Origin of the sequence: Actinomadura sp. (assembly GCF_044508335.1) — a bacterium.
In the GTDB taxonomy this organism is placed as follows: Bacteria; Actinomycetota; Actinomycetes; order Streptosporangiales; family Streptosporangiaceae; genus Spirillospora.
Map to the genome: position 1 here is coordinate 16,006 of NZ_JBIQHY010000042.1, position 16,622 is coordinate 32,627.

Genomic DNA, 16,622 nt, shown 5'->3' on the forward strand with positions numbered 1-16,622 from the left:
GGAGGCGACGAGCGATGAGCAAGGTCCGGGAGCTGCCCGACGGGCCGATGGACGAGACGGGCCTGACGCAGCGGCAGCGCATGGTGCTGGAGGTGATCCGCGACTCCGTGCAGCGCCGCGGGTACCCGCCCTCGATGCGCGAGATCGGCGAGGCCGTGGGGCTGACCAGCACCTCCAGCGTGTCGCACCAGCTCCGGTCGCTCCAGCGCAAGGGCTTCCTGCGGCGCGACCCCAACCGGCCGCGCGCGGTCGAGGTGCGGGTGCCCGGCGCGACGCCGGTGCGCACCGACGAGGGGGCCTTCGAGGCGGCGGGGGGCCAGCCGTCCGCGGCGCGGCCCGCGCCCGCGTACGTGCCCCTCGTCGGCCGGATCGCCGCCGGTGGCCCGATCCTCGCCGAGGAGGCCGTCGAGGACGTGTTCACGCTGCCGAAGCAGCTCGTCGGCGAGGGCACCCACTTCCTGCTGAAGGTCACCGGTGACTCGATGATCGAGGCAGCGATCGCGGACGGCGACTGGGTGGTCGTCCGGCAGCAGCCGGTGGCCGAGCAGGGCGACATCGTGGCCGCGATGATCGACGGCGAGGCCACGGTGAAGACCTTCAAGCGGCGCGACGGCCACATCTGGCTGATGCCGCAGAACCCGGCCTACGAGCCGATCCCCGGCGACGAGGCGTCCATCCTAGGCCGCGTCGTCGCCGTTCTCCGCAAGATGTGACACCCCGTGCCGGCCGCCGGCGACGACTCCGGCGGCCCTCGGCATGCCCTGACGCCGCGAAGCCACCGGCCTCGTCGCCGGCACTCGGCGGCCGCGGCCGGTGACCGGCCTGCGCCCCGGGGCCGGGGCGCGGGGCGGTCAGCGTTTCGGCACGATGTTGACGATCTTGGGGGCGCGGACGATGATCTTGGCGATCTCCGCGCCGCCCAGGGCGTCCTGGACCTTCGCGGACGCCAGCGCCCGCCGCTCCAGCTCCTCGTCGCCGATGCCCGGCGGGACCTCCAGCCGGTCGCGGACCTTCCCCGCCACCTGGACCACGCAGGTGACCGACTCCTCCACCAGCAGGGCCGGGTCGGCGGAGGGCCAGCCGGCGCGGATGACCGGGGCGGTGCCGCCCAGCAGCTCCCACGCCTCCTCGGCGGTGTAGGGCGCGAACAGCGACAGCAGGATCGCGATCGTCTCCGCGGCCTCGCGGACGGCCGGGTCGGCGGCGCCGGGGCCGGAGTCGATGGCCTTGCGGGTCGCGGTGACCAGCTCCATGATCCGCGCGATGGCGACGTTGAAGCGCCCCGTCTCGACCAGGTTGGTGGCCTCGTCGATGGTGCGGGCGATGACGCGGCGCAGGCCGGTGTCGCCGCCGGTGACGCCCGGAGGCGAGGCCACCTCGGTGGCGATGCGGTGGACGCGGGACAGGAACTTCGCCATGCCGTGCGGGGACACGTCGGCCCAGTCGATGTCGTCCTCGGGCGGGCCGGAGAACAGGATTGCCAGCCGGACGACGTCCACCCCGAACTCGGCGATCTGCTCGCCCAGGTCGACGCCGTTGCCCAGCGACTTCGACATCGCCTTGCCCTGGTTGATCACCTGGCCCTGGTTCAGCAGCCGGGTGAAGGGCTCGGTGAAGTCGACCATGCCCATGTCGTACAGGACCTTGGTGAAGAACCGGCTGTACAGCAGGTGCAGGATGGCGTGCTCGACGCCGCCGGTGTACTGGTCGACGGGCATCCAGCGACGGACCCGCTCGACGTCGAACGGGCCCTCCTCGTAGTCGGGCGAGCAGTAGCGGAAGTAGTACCAGGACGAGTCGACGAACGTGTCCATGGTGTCGGTGTCGCGCTTGGCGGCGCCGCCGCACTTGGGGCACTCGGTGTTCACCCAGTCGGTCGCGGCGGCCAGCGGCGAGGTGCCCTTGGGCGCCAGGTCGGCGCCGCGCAGGCCCTCGGGCAGCCGCACCGGCAGCTGCTCGTCCGGGACGGGGACCTCGCCGCACGCCTCGCAGTGCACGATCGGGATCGGGCAGCCCCAGAACCGCTGCCGCGAGACCAGCCAGTCGCGCAGCCGGAAGTTGACCGAGGCGCGGCCGGTGCCGCGCTCCTCCAGGATCTCGGTGATGCGGGCGATGCCGTCGGCCTTGCCCAGCCCGTCGATCGGCCCGGAGTTGACGATCGCGCCGTCGCCGGGGGTGGCGACGCCGGTCTCGGCGGGGTCGGGCAGCCCGGTCTCGACGACGACGCGGACGGGCAGCCCGAACTTCAGCGCGAAGTCCAGGTCGCGCTGGTCGTGCGCCGGCACCGCCATGATCGCGCCGTGCCCGTACTCGGCCAGCACGTAGTCGGACGCCCAGACGGGCAGCCGCTCCCCGTTGACCGGGTTGACCGCGTACCGGCCCAGGAACACGCCGGTCTTCTCGCGCTCGGTGGACAGCCGCTCGATCTCGCTCTCGCGGGAGACCTCCTCGCGGTACGCCTCGAACGCGGCGCGGTGGTCGGGGTGGCAGATCTCCTCGGCCAGCGGCGCGTCGGCGGCGACGACCATGAACGTCGCGCCGAACAGGGTGTCGGGCCGGGTGGTGTAGACGGTGACGGGCTCGTCGCGGCCCTCGATGACGAAGTCGACGTCGGCTCCGGTGGAGCGGCCGATCCAGTTGCGCTGCATCAGCAGGACGCGCTCGGGCCACTTGCCCTCCAGCTGCCGCATGTCGTCCAGCAGCCGGTCGGCGTACTCGGTGATCTTGAAGTACCACTGGGTCAGCACGCGCTTCTCGACCAGCGCGCCGCAGCGCTCGCAGTGCCCGCCGACGACCTGCTCGTTGGCCAGGACGGTCTGGTCCTTGGGGCACCAGTTGACGTGGCCGCCCTTGCGGTAGGCCAGGCCCCGCTCGTAGAAGCGCAGGAACAGCCACTGCGTCCACTTGTAGTACTCGGGGTCGGAGGTGTGCAGGCGCCGCGACCAGTCGAACGACGGCGCGTACCGCTGGAAGGACGCCGCCTGCGTCTCGATGTTGGCGTACGTCCACTCGGCGGGGTGCGAGTCGTGCTTGATGGCGGCGTTCTCCGCGGGCAGGCCGAAGGAGTCCCAGCCGATGGGGTGCAGGACGTTGTAGCCGCGCTGGAACCAGTAGCGCGCGGGCACGTCGCCGATGGCGAACGCCTCCGCGTGCCCCATGTGCAGGTCGCCGCTGGGGTAGGGGAACATGTCCAGCGCGTAGCGCCGCTCGGTGCCGGTGTCCTTCTCATCGGCCGCGAACGGGTCGAGCTCCGCCCAGCGGGCCTGCCACTTGTCCTGAACTGCCCGTGGGTCGTACTGCTCGTCGCTGCTCACGCTTACAGACTCCGCTTCGTGCTCTCTCGGATCAGTGCTTCGGTCGTGGGCCGTCCGCCGACATGAAAGGACCCCTCGCAAAGGAGGGGCCACCACGCTGACGTCAGTGCGTCAACGTGGTCGTTCGAGGAGCAGCCTTGCCGACATACCTCAAGAATACCGCAGCCGCAAGCCCTCGCGCGGGTACTTGGCGCCCCGGCGCCCCGGCATGCCGCGCCCGGGGCCTGCGGGTGATCCGAAACAGCACGTCAAAGCGCAGGAAAGGGTGGCTTTCGCACGCCCCCGGACGGCAGGATGTGCGGAACCGTTCGTAGACTCGGCGGTAACTAACCGGCCGGTCACCTTTCGCGCGAGGAGTGCCATGCTCAACCTGTCCGTGCTGCTGGAGGACGCCGCCAGGGAGACGCCCGAGCGGGACGCCGTGGTGTTCGGCGACCTCCGTCTCTCCTACGCGTTCATCGACTCGGTCGCGAACCAGGTCGCGAACCTGCTCCGGTCGCGCGGCATCGGACCGGGCGACAAGGTGGCGCTGTCCAGCCCGAACCTCCCCTACTTCCCGATGGTGTACTTCGGGGTGCTCAAGGCGGGCGCGGTGGTCGTCCCGCTGAACGTCCTGCTCAAGCCGCGGGAGATCGCCTACCACCTGGGCGACTCGGACGCGAAGGCGTTCTTCTGCTTCGAGGGGACGCCGGAGCTGCCGCTCGGCGAGATGGGCCACGCGGGCTTCGCGCAGGCCGAGGGCTGCGAGCACTTCTTCCTGCTGCCCGCGAACCCCGCGGCGACCGAGTCCCCGGTCGAGGGCGCGGAGCTGTTCTGGGCCGCGCTCGCCGGGCAGCCGGGCACCTTCGACAGCGCGGAGACCAGCCCGGACGACACCGCCGTCATCATCTACACGAGCGGGACGACGGGCCAGCCGAAGGGCGCGGAGCTCACGCACAGCAACCTGCTGTCGAACACGATGGTGGACGACACGCTCTTCCACCGGACGCTGCACGACACGTCGCTGGTGACGCTGCCGCTGTTCCACATCTTCGGGCAGACGTGCGTGATGAACGTCGGCTTCTACCGGCGCGGGACGCTCGTCATGCAGCCGCGGTTCGACGCCAAGCAGGCGGTCGAGCTGATGGTGAAGGAGAAGGTGAACATCTTCGCGGGCGTCCCGACGATGTACTGGGGGCTGCTGACCGACGACACGTCCGCCGAGGACGTCGCGGCGATCAAGGAGAACCTGCGGGTCGCGGTGTCGGGCGGGTCGGCGCTGCCGATGGAGGTCCTCAAGGGGATCAAGAACAAGTTCGACGTGGACGTGCTGGAGGGCTACGGCCTCTCGGAGACCTCGCCGGTGGCGTCGTTCAACCGCCCGGACCGCCCGACCAAGCCCGGCTCGATCGGCCTGCCCGTCTGGGGCGTGGAGATGAAGCTGATCGACGACGAGTGGAAGGAGATCGAGGGCGAGGGGCCCGGCGAGATCGCCATCCGCGGGCACAACGTCATGAAGGGCTACTACAAGCGGCCCGAGGCGACCGAGGCCGCGATCAGGGACGGCTGGTTCCGCACCGGCGACGTGGCCCGCCGCGACGAGGACGGCTACTACTACATCATCGACCGCTCCAAGGACATGATCATCCGCGGCGGGTACAACGTGTACCCGCGGGAGCTCGAAGAGGTCCTGATGACGCACCCGGAGGTGTCGCTGGCCGCGGTCGTGGGCGTGGAGCACCCCTCGCACGGCGAGGAGATCAAGGCGTACGTGATCCGGACGCCGGGCGCCACCGTGACCGAGGACGAGCTGATCGCGTGGGGCAAGGAGCAGTTCGCGAACTACAAGTACCCGCGGATCGTCGAGTTCCGCGACGAGCTGCCGATGACCGCCACCGGCAAGATCCTCAAGCGCGAGCTGCGCTGAGCGCCCGCGGCCCGGGGCCTCAGCGGACGCTGAGGTCCTGGATCCCGACGACGCGCAGCAGCTTCAGCGCCTCGTAGGACGGCGTGCCGGGCGCGGCCGTGTACAGCACGACCCGCTGGTCGCGTTCCGGCACGTACAGGACGTCGCAGTGCATGTCCAGCTCGCCGACGACCGGGTGGACCATCCGCTTGCGGCCGCCGCGCCTGATCCCGACCTCGCCCTCGGCCCAGAGCCGCGCGAACAGCGCGCTGCGCGCGGACACCTCGGCGACCAGCTCGGCGATGCCGGGGTCGCCGGGGTAGCGGCCGGACGAGGCCCGCAGGTCGGCGACCAGCTCGCGGGCGAGCCGGGTGACGTACTCGTCGGAGCCGTACCGCTCGATGGCCGTGCCGGTGAACAGCCAGCGGACGACGTTGCGGTCGCGGGGCGCCAGCGCCGCGAAGTCGGTCATGAGCGCGGCGGCGAGCGGGTTCCAGGCGAGGATGTCCTGGCGGGCGTTCAGCACGTAGGCGGGCGTGTCGTCCAGCCGTTCGAGCAGGTGCAGGATGCCGGGCGGGACGTCCTGGGAGGGGCCGCTCGGCGGTTCCGGAGGCTCGCCGGCCAGGTTGTAGAGGTGCCCGCGCTCGTCGTCGCTCAGCCTCAGCGCCCGCGCCAGCGCGCTGAGGATCTGCCGTGACGGGTGGGGCCCGCGCCCCTGCTCCAGCCGGATGTAGTAGTCGACCGACATGCCGGCCAGCTGGGCGACCTCCTCCCGGCGCAGGCCGGGGGTGCGCCGGCGCGTCCCGCCCGGGAGCCCGACGTCGGTGGGCCGGATGCGGGCGCGGCGGGAGCGCAGGAACGACGCCATCTCCTGCCTGTCCATACCTTCCAGCATGTCCGACGCCCGCGGCCGCCGCCAGGCTCAGGGTGGTACGGCCGATCCCAGCCTCGGCCGGTCTCTCCTCCGCGGGGCGGCCGCCGCGCAGGCTGGAGGCATGACTGCACAGATCGCACTCATCACCGGAGCCAACAAGGGGCTCGGCTTCGAGACGGCACGGATCCTCGGCCGGGAGGGCATGACCGTCCTGGTCGGGGCGCGTTCGGCGGATCTCGGCGAGAAGGCCGCCGCGACGCTGGCGGAGGAGGGGCTCGACGCCCGGTTCGTCCACCTGGACGTGACCGACGCGGCGTCCGTCGAGGCCGCCGCGAAGCGGATCGAGGCCGAGCACGGCCGCCTCGACGTCCTCGTCAACAACGCGGGGATCACGCCGACGGACGCGTCGGACCCCGCGTCGTCGCCCCCGCCGAGCAGCGTGTCGCCCGATCTCGTCCGGATGGCGCTGGAGACGAACGTGGTCGGGGTCGTCGCCGTCACCAACGCCATGCTGCCGCTGCTGCGCCGCTCCCCCGCGGGGCGGATCGTCAACGTCTCCAGCAACCTCGGCTCGCTGACGACCGATCCGTCGACTCCGCCGCGGCCGAACCTGCTGCCCTACAACACGTCCAAGACGGCGCTGAACGCGCTGACCGTCGCCTACGCGGGGGAGCTGGCCGGCACTCCGGTCAAGGTGAACTCGGTCGCGCCCGGGTTCTGCGCCACCGACCTCAACGGGCACACCGGGACGCGGACGCCGGCGCAGGGCGCGGCGGTGATCGCCGGGGCGGCCGTCCTCGGCGACGACGGCCCGACGGGCGCGTTCATCTCCGAGGACGGCCCCGTGCCCTGGTGAGGACGGCCTGGGTCAGATCGTGTAGGGCAGGCGCTTGATCCCGTTGATGAAGTTGGACTCCAGCCGGTCCGGCTCGGCCGACGCGCGGATGTCCGGCGTCCGGCGCAGCAGCTGGCGGAACATCACGGTGATCTCGCGCCGGGCCAGGTGCGCGCCGAGGCAGAAGTGCGGCCCGGGCCCGCCGAACCCGACGTGCGGGTTCGGGTCGCGCAGGATGTCGAACTTCTCCGGGTCCTTGAACACCGACTCGTCGCGGTTGCCGGACCAGTAGTAGAGGACGAGCTTGTCGCCCTCCTTGATCTCGTGCTCGTTGAGCATGGTGTCGCGGGTGGCGGTGCGGCGCATCCAGATGACCGGCGACACGTACCGGACGATCTCCTCGATCGCGCCCGCGATGCGGTTCTCGAAGTCGGCGGTGAGCAGCGCCCGCTGGTCGGGGTGGCGGGTGAACAGGTCGAGGCCGTGCGCGATGGCGTTGCGGGTGGTCTCGTTGCCGGCGACGACCAGCAGGATGAAGAACGAGCCGAGCTCCTGGTCGCTGAGCGACTCGCCGTCGACGTTGGCGTTCACCAGCGCGGACGTCAGGTCGTCGGTGGGGTCCTCGCGGCGCTTGCGGCCGAGGTCCTCGACGATGCCCTTGAGCGTCTCGCCGGCGCCGAGCAGCGCCATCGCCATCTCCTCGGCGTTGTCGGACGGGAGGAACTCCGCGTCGTTGCCGGCGAGGATGACGTTGGTGGCGTCCAGGACGGTCGTGTAGTGCTCCTCGCCGATGCCCATCATGTCGCAGATGATCCGCAGCGGGAGCCGCGCCGCGACGTCGGAGACGAAGTCGCCGGTGCCGCCGCCGGCGGCCACGTTCGCCACGATCTCGGCGGCGACGGCCTCGACCCGGTCCTCGAACCGCTGGATCATGCGCGGGGAGAACGCCCGGGACACGATCCGCCGGATCTTGGCGTGCCGGGGGTCGTCCATGCTGATCATGGAGCCGAAGTACTCGTGCATGTCGCCGGGCATGTCCGGGATGCTGATGGCGCCCTTGCCCGAGCAGAAGTCCTCGGCGCGGCGGGACGCCTCGACGATGTCGGCGTGCCGGGTCAGCGCGTAGTAGCCGGGCCCCTGCGGCGCGATGACGATGTCGGGCTCCTCGAAGTGGACCAGCCGCGAGTGGGACCGGAGGGCCTTGAACGCCTCGTGCCGGTACTCGTGCGGCCGCCGCCAGAAGTCCCAGTCCGTCAGGTTGATGTCCTCGACCTTGAGCACGCGCCCACCACCCATCGTTTCCGAACCTGATTCGGTTTACATGTAGCCTCTCAGAGTAAAGCTGTATGTGCACACTTATCGAGGCGGTGACCCGCCTCACATTAGCCGCGCCGGGCCCGGGGCGCGCGCCCCCGGACCCGGCGTACCGGTCACATCCGCGCCCACGCCTCCGTCAGGACGGAGCGGAGGATCTGCTCGATCTCGTCGAAGTGCCCCTGGTCGCACACCAGCGGGGGCGCCAGCTGGACGACGGGGTCGCCGCGGTCGTCGGCGCGGCAGTACAGGCCGGCCTCGTAGAGCGCCTTGTCGAGGAACCCGCGCAGCAGGCGCTCGCACTCGTCGTCGTCGAACGTCTCCCGGGTGTCCTTGTCCTTCACCAGCTCGATGCCGTAGAAGTAGCCGTCGCCGCGGACGTCCCCGACGATCGGCAGGTCGAGGAGGCGCTCCAGCGTGCCGCGGAACGCGTCCCGGTTGCGCATGACGTGGCCGTTCAGGTCCTCGCGCTCGAACAGGTCGAGGTTGGCCAGCGCCACGGCCGCCGCCACCGGGTGGCCGCCGAAGGTGTAGCCGTGCGCGAACATCTCCGTGCCGTGCCGGAACGGCTCGAAGAGGCGGTCGGCGACGAGCATGCCGCCGAGCGGCGCGTACCCGGACGTCACGCCCTTGGCGAAGGTGATGATGTCGGGCGTGTAGCCGAAGCGCTGCGCGCCGAACATCGTGCCGAGGCGGCCGAACGCGCAGATCACCTCGTCCGACACCAGCAGGACGTCGTGCCGGTCGCAGATCTCCCGGACGCGCTCGAAGTACCCGGGCGGCGGCGGGAAGCAGCCGCCGGCGTTCTGCACCGGCTCCAGGAACACGGCCGCGACGGTGTCGGCGCCCTCGAACTCGATGGCCTCCTCGATCCGGTCGGCGGCCCACCGGCCGAACGCCTCGGGGTCGTCGCCGTGCTCGGCGGCCCGGTAGATGTTGGTGTTCGGCACCCGGAACGCGCTCGGCACGAGCGGCTCGTACGGGGCCTTCAGCTCGGGGAGCCCGGTCAGCGACAGGGCGCCGTGCGGGGTGCCGTGGTAGGCGACCGCGCGGCTGATCACCTTGTGCTTGGTGGGCCGGCCGGTCATCTTGAAGTACTGCTTGGCGAGCTTCCACGCGCTCTCGACGGCGTCCCCGCCGCCGGTGGTGAAGAAGACGCGGTCCAGGCCGCGGGGCGCGAGCGCGGCGAGCCGCTCGGCCAGCTCCACCGCCTTCGGGTGCGCGTACGACCAGATCGGGAAGTAGGCCAGCTCGGCGGCCTGCTTGGCGGCGGCCTGCGCCAGCTCCTCGCGGCCGTGCCCGGCCTGGACGGTGAACAGCCCGGACAGCCCGTCCAGGTAGCGGCGGCCGGCGGAGTCGTACACGTAGGGACCGTCCCCCCGGACGATCATGGGAATCTCGGCGCCGCCCTGGGACCCCGAGTGGCGCGCGAAGTGCATCCACAGATGGTCGCGCGCCGCCCTCTGCATCGCGTCGTGCTGCTGGCTGGTCACGTCCGGCTCCGTCATCACGCTTCCCTCAGTGCGATCGATCCAGTCGTCTCGATGCTAAGTGAGCACGGAATCCGCTGTAAATAGCTAGTCATACACCGATATCCGAAGGTTAACCGACCCTGGCTGCCGCGCCCGGCCGGCCGCCGGGTAGCGTGCGCCGCAACCCGAGGAGGCTGGACATGAGCGACATCACCCCCGGATCCGTCACCGCGAACGGGCTCGACTTCGGATACCTCTCCGCGGGCCCCGCGGACGGCCCCCTCGCGCTCCTCCTGCACGGCTTCCCCGACTCGGCGCACACCTGGCGGCACCTCATGCCGGAGCTCGCCGCCGCCGGATACCGCGCCGTCGCCCCGTTCATGCGCGGCTACGCGCCCACGTCCGTCCCGCAGGACGGCGCCTTCCAGACCGGCGCCCTCGCCGCCGACGCCGTCGCCCTGCACGAGGCGCTCGGCGGCGGCCCCGACGCCGTCCTCATCGGCCACGACTGGGGCGCCTTCACCGCCTACGGCGCCGCGAACGCCGCACCGGAGCGGTGGCGGAGGGTCGTCGCCATGTCAGTCCCGCCCGTGTCGGTGATGGGGACCGCGTTCTTCGACTACGAGCAGCTCAAGCGGTCGTTCTACATCTTCGTCTTCCAGACGCCGCTGGCCGAGGCCGCGCTGGACCGCGCCTTCGTCGAGGGCCTGTGGCGCGACTGGTCGCCGGCGGACGGCCGCGACCGCACCGCCGACATCGACCACGCCATGGACTGCCTCGCCGCGCCCGCCAACGTCGAGGCGGCGATCGGGTACTACCGCGCCATGCTCGACCCGTCCCGGCACATCGAGCGGTACGCGGCCGAGCAGGCGGCGGCCTCCGCCGCCGGCGAGCTGCCCGTCCTCTACCTGCACGGCGCGCAGGACGGCTGCCTGGGCGCGGACGTCGTCGACCTCGACGCCGTCCGGGCGGCCCTCCCGCCCGGTTCGCGCGCCGAGCGGATCCCGGGCGCCGGGCACTTCCTCCAGCTCGACGCCCCGCAGGACGTGAACGCCCGCATCCTCACCTGGCTGCGCTGACCGGCCGACACCGTCCTGCCCGCCGACGTCCTCGACGCGGTCGACGCGATCGTGGCCCCCGGCACCGACCTCGCCGCGCACGAGAAGTACGACACCCCGCCAGCGCCGCTCGACCCGTCCCTGCGGCGCCGCTGACGGCCCGGACGGCACCGAGCGGCCGAACACGAACAGACCGACGGAACGCCGTTCCGAAACTCCTCGGAAGGAGAGTCCCGATCCGCGTCCTCGACTGGCTGTCCTGAGGCGGCTCCGGTCAGGTCCCCTGCTTGATCAGGTCGGCGGCGCGCTCGCCGATCATGATGGCGGGCGCGTTGGTGTGGCCGCGGGTGATCTCCGGGAGGACGGAGACGTCCGCGACGCGGAGGGCGTCGACGCCGCGGACGCGGAGGTCCGGGTCGACGACGGCGTCGTCGTCGGTGCCCATGCGGCAGGTGCCGGTGGGGTGGTACAGCGTCTCCGAGTGGGCCCGGACGTACCGGGCGAGGGCCTCGTCGTCGTCCGGGCCGACGTACGGGTCCATCGGCTCGCCGACGTACGGCTTGAGGGCCTCGCCGCGGAGCAGCTCGTCGGCGTACCGGAGCCCGTGGACTAGGCGGCGCAGGTCGCTCTCGCCGGTCAGGTAGCCCGGGTCGATCGACGGCGGCGCCGACGGGTCGGCGGACGTGAGCGTGATGCGCCCGGCCGACTCGGGCCGCAGCAGCACGACGCCGAGCGTCACGCCGTGCTCGGTCGGCGGGGTGAGGCCGTGCGCGACGTACGGGGCGGGCGCGAAGATCAGTTCGAGGTCGGGCGCGGGCTGCGCGGGGTCGCTGCGGATGAAGGCGACCGCCTCGCCGACGTTCGAGGTGAACGGGCCGCGCCGGGCGAGCAGGTAGCGGGCGATGTTCGGCAGCGACTCGGCGCCGGTGAGCGTGACCTTCTTCGGGCAGTGCCGCACGACGCCGGACGACAGGTGGTCCTGCAGGTGCCGGCCGACCTCGGGCCGCTCCAGGACGGTCTCGACGCCGACCTCGCGCAGGTGGTCGGGGTCGCCGACGCCGGAGAGCATCAGCAGGTGCGGGGACCCGATCGCGCCCGCCGACAGGATCACCTCGCGGCGGGCGGCGACGCGCTCGCCGCCGTACTCGACGCCGGTGGCGCGCCCGTCCTCGATCAGCACCCGTGACACCTGCGCGCCCGTGACGACCGTGAGGTTGGCGCGCTTGCGCGCGGGGCGCAGGTACGCGTCGGCGGTGCTGCACCGCCGGCCGCGCCGCTGGCTGACCGGGGTCTGCGCGTACCCCTCGTTCGACGGCCCGTTCAGCTCGGGCAGCCGGGTCAGGCCGGCGGCCTCGCAGGCGGCGAGGAACGCGCGGGTCGCCTCGTTCGGGCTGCGCTGCTCGGAGATCGTGACGGGGCCGGACGTCCCGTAGACGCCGCCCTCGTTGCTGCCGACGCGGCCCTCGGCCCGCTTGAAGTACGGCTCGACGTCGGCGTACGACCAGCCGGGCACGTCCCAGCCGTCGTAGTCGGCGGCGTGGCCGCGCACCCACATCATCGCGTTCATCGAGGACGAGCCGCCGAGCATCCGGCCGCGCGGCCAGTACAGCTCGCGGTCGTCCAGCTCGGTCTGCTTGGCGGTGGTGAAGTCCCAGTCGTACTCGGTCTTGAAGAGCTTGGCGAACGCCGCCGGGACGTGGATCTCGCTCTTGTCGTCCGGGCCGCCCGCCTCCAGGAGGGCGACGGTGACGGACGGGTCCTCCGACAGCCGCGCGGCGAGGGCGCAGCCCGCGGATCCGGCGCCGACGATGACGTAGTCGTAGTCCATGAGGACCTCCGCGCTCTCCGGGCCGCGACACCCGGCCCATCAGTGCCTGCCTACCACCGGCGGGGCGGCGCGTCCATGGTCAGGGCGGTTCGCCGAACCGCGGCACCCGCGCCGGCGGCAGGTCCGTCCGGATGCGGACGTAGCGGACGGGGTGCCGCCAGCGGCCGCCCTCCACGGCGGCGTCCCCGCTGAACTCGACGACGACCTCCGGCTCGGTCCGCACGTAGCGGATCGGCGGGTGCGCCCCGTACACCCCGCCGGCGAACCCGGCGGGCAGCTCCGGCGGCCACGGGTGGTCCGGCCCGGCGTGCCGGAGGACGGCGGCCAGGCCGGTCCGGGCGGACGGCGCCAGCGGGGTCGTCCGCGCGACGACGCGGAGCCGGCCCTCCGCGTCGTAGCGGCCGAGGATCAGCGACTCGGGCGCCCGGCGCGTGCCGGTCACCCCGCCGACGACCGCCTCGGCGGTGACGCGCCGCTTGACCTTCCACCAGCGGCGCCGGCCCTCCAGGTAGGGGCCGCCGGCGTCCTTCACGACCAGGCCCTCGATGCCCTGGGCGGCGAGCGCGTCGAACCAGAGCAGCGCCTCCTCGAGGTCGGACGTCTGCGGCGTGACGACGACGCGCGCGCCGGGGTCGTCGCCGCCGAGCAGCGCCTCCAGCACGGCGCGGCGTTCGCGCAGCGGCTTCGGGCGCAGGTCGGCGCCGTCCGCTTCGAGGACGTCGAAGACGACGTAGTGGCAGGGTTCGGTGCGGGCGAGGTCGTTGCGGCGCCGCCCCGCGACGTGCCTGCGCTGCAGCGCGCCGAAGTCCAGGCGCCCGTCCGGCCCCCAGCGGACGATCTCGCCGTCGACGACCGTGCCGGGCGGGACCCGCTCGCGGACGGCCGCCGCGATCTCGGGGAACGCCTCGTTGAAGGCGGCCCCGCGGCGCGACCACAGGCGCACGGCGCCGGCCTCGTCCACCATCGCGACCGCGCGGAACCCGTCGAACTTCGGCTCGTAGCGGCAGCCGCCGGGGCACGCCCGCGGCGGCGGGACGCGCTCGACCGCGGCCGCCTGCATCGGCTTGACCGGGGACCGGATGTGCATGGCCTCCCGTCCCCGAGCTCGCTGGTCGTGATCATGACCTACCCAGGCTGACCTGCGGCGATATCGGGCCAGGACGAAAGTTGACCGGCTGCGGGCCAGTTCGGGAAGCGCGGGACCGGGACGCCGTCGGGGGCGCCGGACGGCGACGAGCCGGCCGGGGTCCCCGGCCGGCTCGTCCTCGCTGCGGGAGCGGCTCCGCCGTCACGAACCCCAGTCGGGGCGCAGCGGCATGTTGCTGGTGCCGTCGTCGTGCAGCTTCACGCCGAGCGTCTGGTGCAGCTGGATCCAGTTCTGGTTGAAGCCGAGCACGCAGCCCGCCATGTAGACGCGCCACACGCGGGCGGTGCCCTCGCCGACCTCCGCGACGGCCTCGTCCCAGTGCTCGTCGAGGTTCCTGCACCAGGCGGTGAGCGTGCGGGCGTAGTGCTCGCGCAGGTTCTCCTGGTGCCGGATCTCGAAGCCCGCGTCGTTCATCGCCGACTGGACGTAGCCGGGACCCTCCAGCTCGCCGTCCGGGAACACGTACCGGTTGATGAACCCGTTCTCCTTGCGGGACGGGACCGTGTTGTCCGGGCGCGTGATGGTGTGGTTCAGCATCCGCCCGCCCTTGCGCAGCTTCCCGTACAGGAACGAGAAGTAGGACGGGAGGTTGGCCTTGCCGATGTGCTCGGTGAGCCCGATGGAGCTGATCGCGTCGAAGCCGGTCTCGGTCACGTCCCGGTAGTCCATGTGCCGGACCTCGGCGAGGTCGGACAGGCCGCGATCGGCGATCGCTTTCTGCGCCCACTCGGCCTGCTGCTTGGACAGCGTGACGCCGAGCGCCTTGACCCCGTACTCCTTCGCGGCGTGCATCACCATGCCGCCCCAGCCGCAGCCCACGTCCAGCAGGCGCATCCCCGGCTTCAGCGCGATCTTCTTCGCGACCAGGTCGTGCTTGTTGTACTGGGCCTCCTCCAGCGTCGCGTCCTCGCGCGGATAGCACGCGCACGTGTACGCCATGGAGGGGCCGAGGACCCACTCGTAGAAGGTGTTGGACACGTCGTAGTGGTGGGAGATCGCCCGCGCGTCCCGGCGCTTGGTGTGCCGCAGCCACGACGGGATGCGGCTGAACGGCGCCTCCTGCGGCGGCGGGTCCAGCCGGCGGGAGATCGCACCGCGCAGCAGCGGGTCGCCGAGCACCGCGGCGACGATGCGCGCCTTGTCGCGCGGCGTCACATCGCTCAGCACCTGCTGCATCGTCGTCAGCGCCTCGATCATGTCGCCGTCGACGTCGATCATGCCCGTGACATAGGCGCGGGCGAGGCCCAGCGCACCCGGCGAGTGCAGCAGGTACGACACCGCGTACGGCGAACGGACCTCGAACCGGATGTCGGCGCCGGGCACCCCCGCCCGCGATCCGTCGTACGCCGTGAACTCCACTGGCGCCTCAGCCCCGGCGAGCCGCTCGAAGACCCTGGCCAGCGTCATCTTGTTCCCTCCTGTCTCTCCGCCCGGGCCGGCGCTGGCCGGCCCGTTGGGCTCCCCCGATACCGCGGCCGCATGGTCAGCGCCCGCGCACGCACTTGTCGTAGAGGTCGAGCAGCCGCTCGCCGGGGTCGTACCGGCCCTTGAGCCGCCGGTAGGTCTCGCCGTCGTAGTAGCGCCAGAACTCGTCCCGGCCGTAGAAGGCCGTGGAGTAGAGCGACTTGTGCCCGTCGAGCGCCGCGACCTTGCGCTCGATGAGCCGGTTGTGGTACTCGGGGATCTGGCCGGGCGGGATCCGGACCGTTCCCCAGAAGCCCGCGTTCACGTACGTGCGGCCGACGTCCAGCGGGTACAGCGGCCACCGCTCCTTCGCGCGGAGCGGGCACAGCCAGATCGGGCTCATCCCGATCTTGTCGTGGAAGAACTCCAGGAACTCGGGCAGCCGCTCGACCGGCACCTCGATGTCCTGGATGACGTCCTCGCGGGGGCGCAGCCCGCGCCAGCGCTCCGCGCGCGCGACGATGTGGAAGCGGCGGTCGTAGGCGACGAGCTTGCGGTACACGTCCGAGCGCTTGTACCTGTCGGGCCACAGCCGCCGGACGGCCGGGTTCTGCACGCCGAACGCGCCCGAGCACCAGAACCAGTCGGTGTCCCAGCGCCAGATGTAGTCGCGGACGGTCAGGAAGTCGACCGCCCGCTGCCGGATCGACCGGTAGTAGATCTGCTGGCCCGTGTAGTCGGACGTGTAGGGGGCCGAGTCGGCGAAGAAGCCGAGCGTGATGTACTGCTCGCCGGCGCTGAAGACCGTCCCGTCCATGAAGTCGACGGACTCGCCCTCGAACGTCCCCGACTCGGTGATCTCGCCCATCGCCTTCGCCAGCTCGACCGCGTCGGCGAACCGCAGGTGCCGGAGCCGGACGTACGGGCTGACCGGGCGCAGCTCGATCTTCAGCCGCAGCGTGTAGCCGAGCGTCCCGTAGGAGTTCGGGAAGCCGTAGAACAGGTCGGCGTGCTCGTTGTCGCGCGTCGCCGTGACGATCTCGCCGTTCCCGGTGAGGACCTCCATCTCCAGGACGCCCTCGTGGGGCAGCCCGTCCCGGAACGACGTCGACTCGATGCCGAGCCCCGTCACCGCCCCGCCCAGGGTGATCGTCTTCAGCTGCGGAACGACCGTCGGCATCAGCCCGTGCGGCAGCGTCGCGTCGACGAGGTCCTCGTAGGTCGTCATGCCCTGGACCTGCGCGGTGCGCTCGGCGGGGTCGACGCTCAGCACCTTGTCGAACCCGGACACGTCCAGGCCGGGCGCCTGCGACGGGTCGCGCCACCGGAACAGGTTCGAGGTCCGCTTCGCCAGCCGGACCGGCGTGCCCGCCGGGATCGCCTCGTAGGACCGCCTCAGCGCCTCGACCGCGCGCTGGTGATCGCCCTTGACCGCAAGCTCCGTCATCTGCCCCTCCCGGACACAGTTAATCGATCATCCTATGCACGGTC

General features: G+C 71.9%; 12 protein-coding genes. 4 read left to right on the forward strand and 8 right to left on the reverse strand.

From position 1 onward, the window contains the following. Positions 1–14 precede the first annotated feature (14 nt). On the forward strand, positions 15–713 hold the full coding sequence (lexA, locus tag ACIWVC_RS16780; protein WP_396449931.1) for a transcriptional repressor LexA: 699 nt from the start codon (positions 15–17) through the stop codon (positions 711–713). A gap of 138 nt (positions 714–851) precedes the next feature. On the opposite strand, the gene leuS is transcribed toward lexA, so the two are convergent. Further along, entirely contained in the window at positions 852–3,314 is a 2,463-nt protein-coding gene (leuS, locus tag ACIWVC_RS16785) for a leucine--tRNA ligase (protein ID WP_396449932.1), read from the reverse strand. A gap of 361 nt (positions 3,315–3,675) precedes the next feature. On the opposite strand from leuS, the gene ACIWVC_RS16790 reads away from it, so the two are divergent. Beyond that, positions 3,676–5,220: a long-chain fatty acid--CoA ligase gene (locus ACIWVC_RS16790; protein WP_396449933.1), complete on the forward strand. Its 1,545-nt coding sequence runs from the start codon at positions 3,676–3,678 to the stop codon at positions 5,218–5,220. Between the two features lie 19 nt (positions 5,221–5,239). Here the strand turns inward: ACIWVC_RS16790 and ACIWVC_RS16795 are convergent, their stop codons facing one another. Then, a complete protein-coding gene (locus tag ACIWVC_RS16795; RefSeq protein WP_396449934.1) occupies positions 5,240–6,082 on the reverse strand; it encodes a helix-turn-helix transcriptional regulator in 843 nt (280 codons plus the stop codon). Positions 6,083–6,194: 112 nt separating this feature from the next. Here ACIWVC_RS16795 and ACIWVC_RS16800 point away from each other — a divergent pair, with 112 nt between their 5' ends. Next, positions 6,195–6,929: an SDR family oxidoreductase gene (locus ACIWVC_RS16800; protein ID WP_396449935.1), complete on the forward strand. Its 735-nt coding sequence runs from the start codon at positions 6,195–6,197 to the stop codon at positions 6,927–6,929. A gap of 12 nt (positions 6,930–6,941) precedes the next feature. On the opposite strand, the gene ACIWVC_RS16805 is transcribed toward ACIWVC_RS16800, so the two are convergent. Both ACIWVC_RS16805 and ACIWVC_RS16810 read right to left on the reverse strand, forming a co-directional pair. After that, positions 6,942–8,204, reverse strand: a complete 1,263-nt coding sequence (locus ACIWVC_RS16805; protein WP_396449936.1) for a cytochrome P450 — start codon at positions 8,202–8,204, stop codon at positions 6,942–6,944. 134 nt (positions 8,205–8,338) lie between these two features. Further along, positions 8,339–9,730 (reverse strand): aspartate aminotransferase family protein, encoded by a 1,392-nt coding sequence (locus ACIWVC_RS16810; RefSeq protein ID WP_396454289.1) that lies wholly within the window; start codon positions 9,728–9,730, stop codon positions 8,339–8,341. 164 nt (positions 9,731–9,894) lie between these two features. Here ACIWVC_RS16810 and ACIWVC_RS16815 point away from each other — a divergent pair, with 164 nt between their 5' ends. Beyond that, entirely contained in the window at positions 9,895–10,773 is an 879-nt protein-coding gene (locus ACIWVC_RS16815; RefSeq protein ID WP_396450877.1) for an alpha/beta fold hydrolase, read from the forward strand. A 253-nt stretch (positions 10,774–11,026) separates the two neighbouring features. On the opposite strand, the gene ACIWVC_RS16820 is transcribed toward ACIWVC_RS16815, so the two are convergent. The 4 genes from ACIWVC_RS16820 to ACIWVC_RS16835 all read right to left on the reverse strand — a co-directional run bounded on the left by ACIWVC_RS16820 (position 11,027) and on the right by ACIWVC_RS16835 (position 16,578). Further along, on the reverse strand, positions 11,027–12,580 hold the full coding sequence (locus ACIWVC_RS16820) for a GMC family oxidoreductase (RefSeq protein ID WP_396450879.1): 1,554 nt from the start codon (positions 12,578–12,580) through the stop codon (positions 11,027–11,029). A gap of 79 nt (positions 12,581–12,659) precedes the next feature. Beyond that, a complete protein-coding gene (locus ACIWVC_RS16825) occupies positions 12,660–13,667 on the reverse strand; it encodes an ATP-dependent DNA ligase (RefSeq protein WP_396450881.1) in 1,008 nt (335 codons plus the stop codon). Between the two features lie 201 nt (positions 13,668–13,868). Next, positions 13,869–15,134: a class I SAM-dependent methyltransferase gene (locus ACIWVC_RS16830; RefSeq protein WP_396450883.1), complete on the reverse strand. Its 1,266-nt coding sequence runs from the start codon at positions 15,132–15,134 to the stop codon at positions 13,869–13,871. A gap of 76 nt (positions 15,135–15,210) precedes the next feature. Continuing rightward, the gene (locus ACIWVC_RS16835) at positions 15,211–16,578 is read right to left on the reverse strand and encodes an FAD-binding oxidoreductase (protein WP_396450885.1); all 1,368 of its coding nucleotides are present in this window, start codon (positions 16,576–16,578) and stop codon (positions 15,211–15,213) included. Between the last annotated feature and the right edge of the window lie 44 nt (positions 16,579–16,622).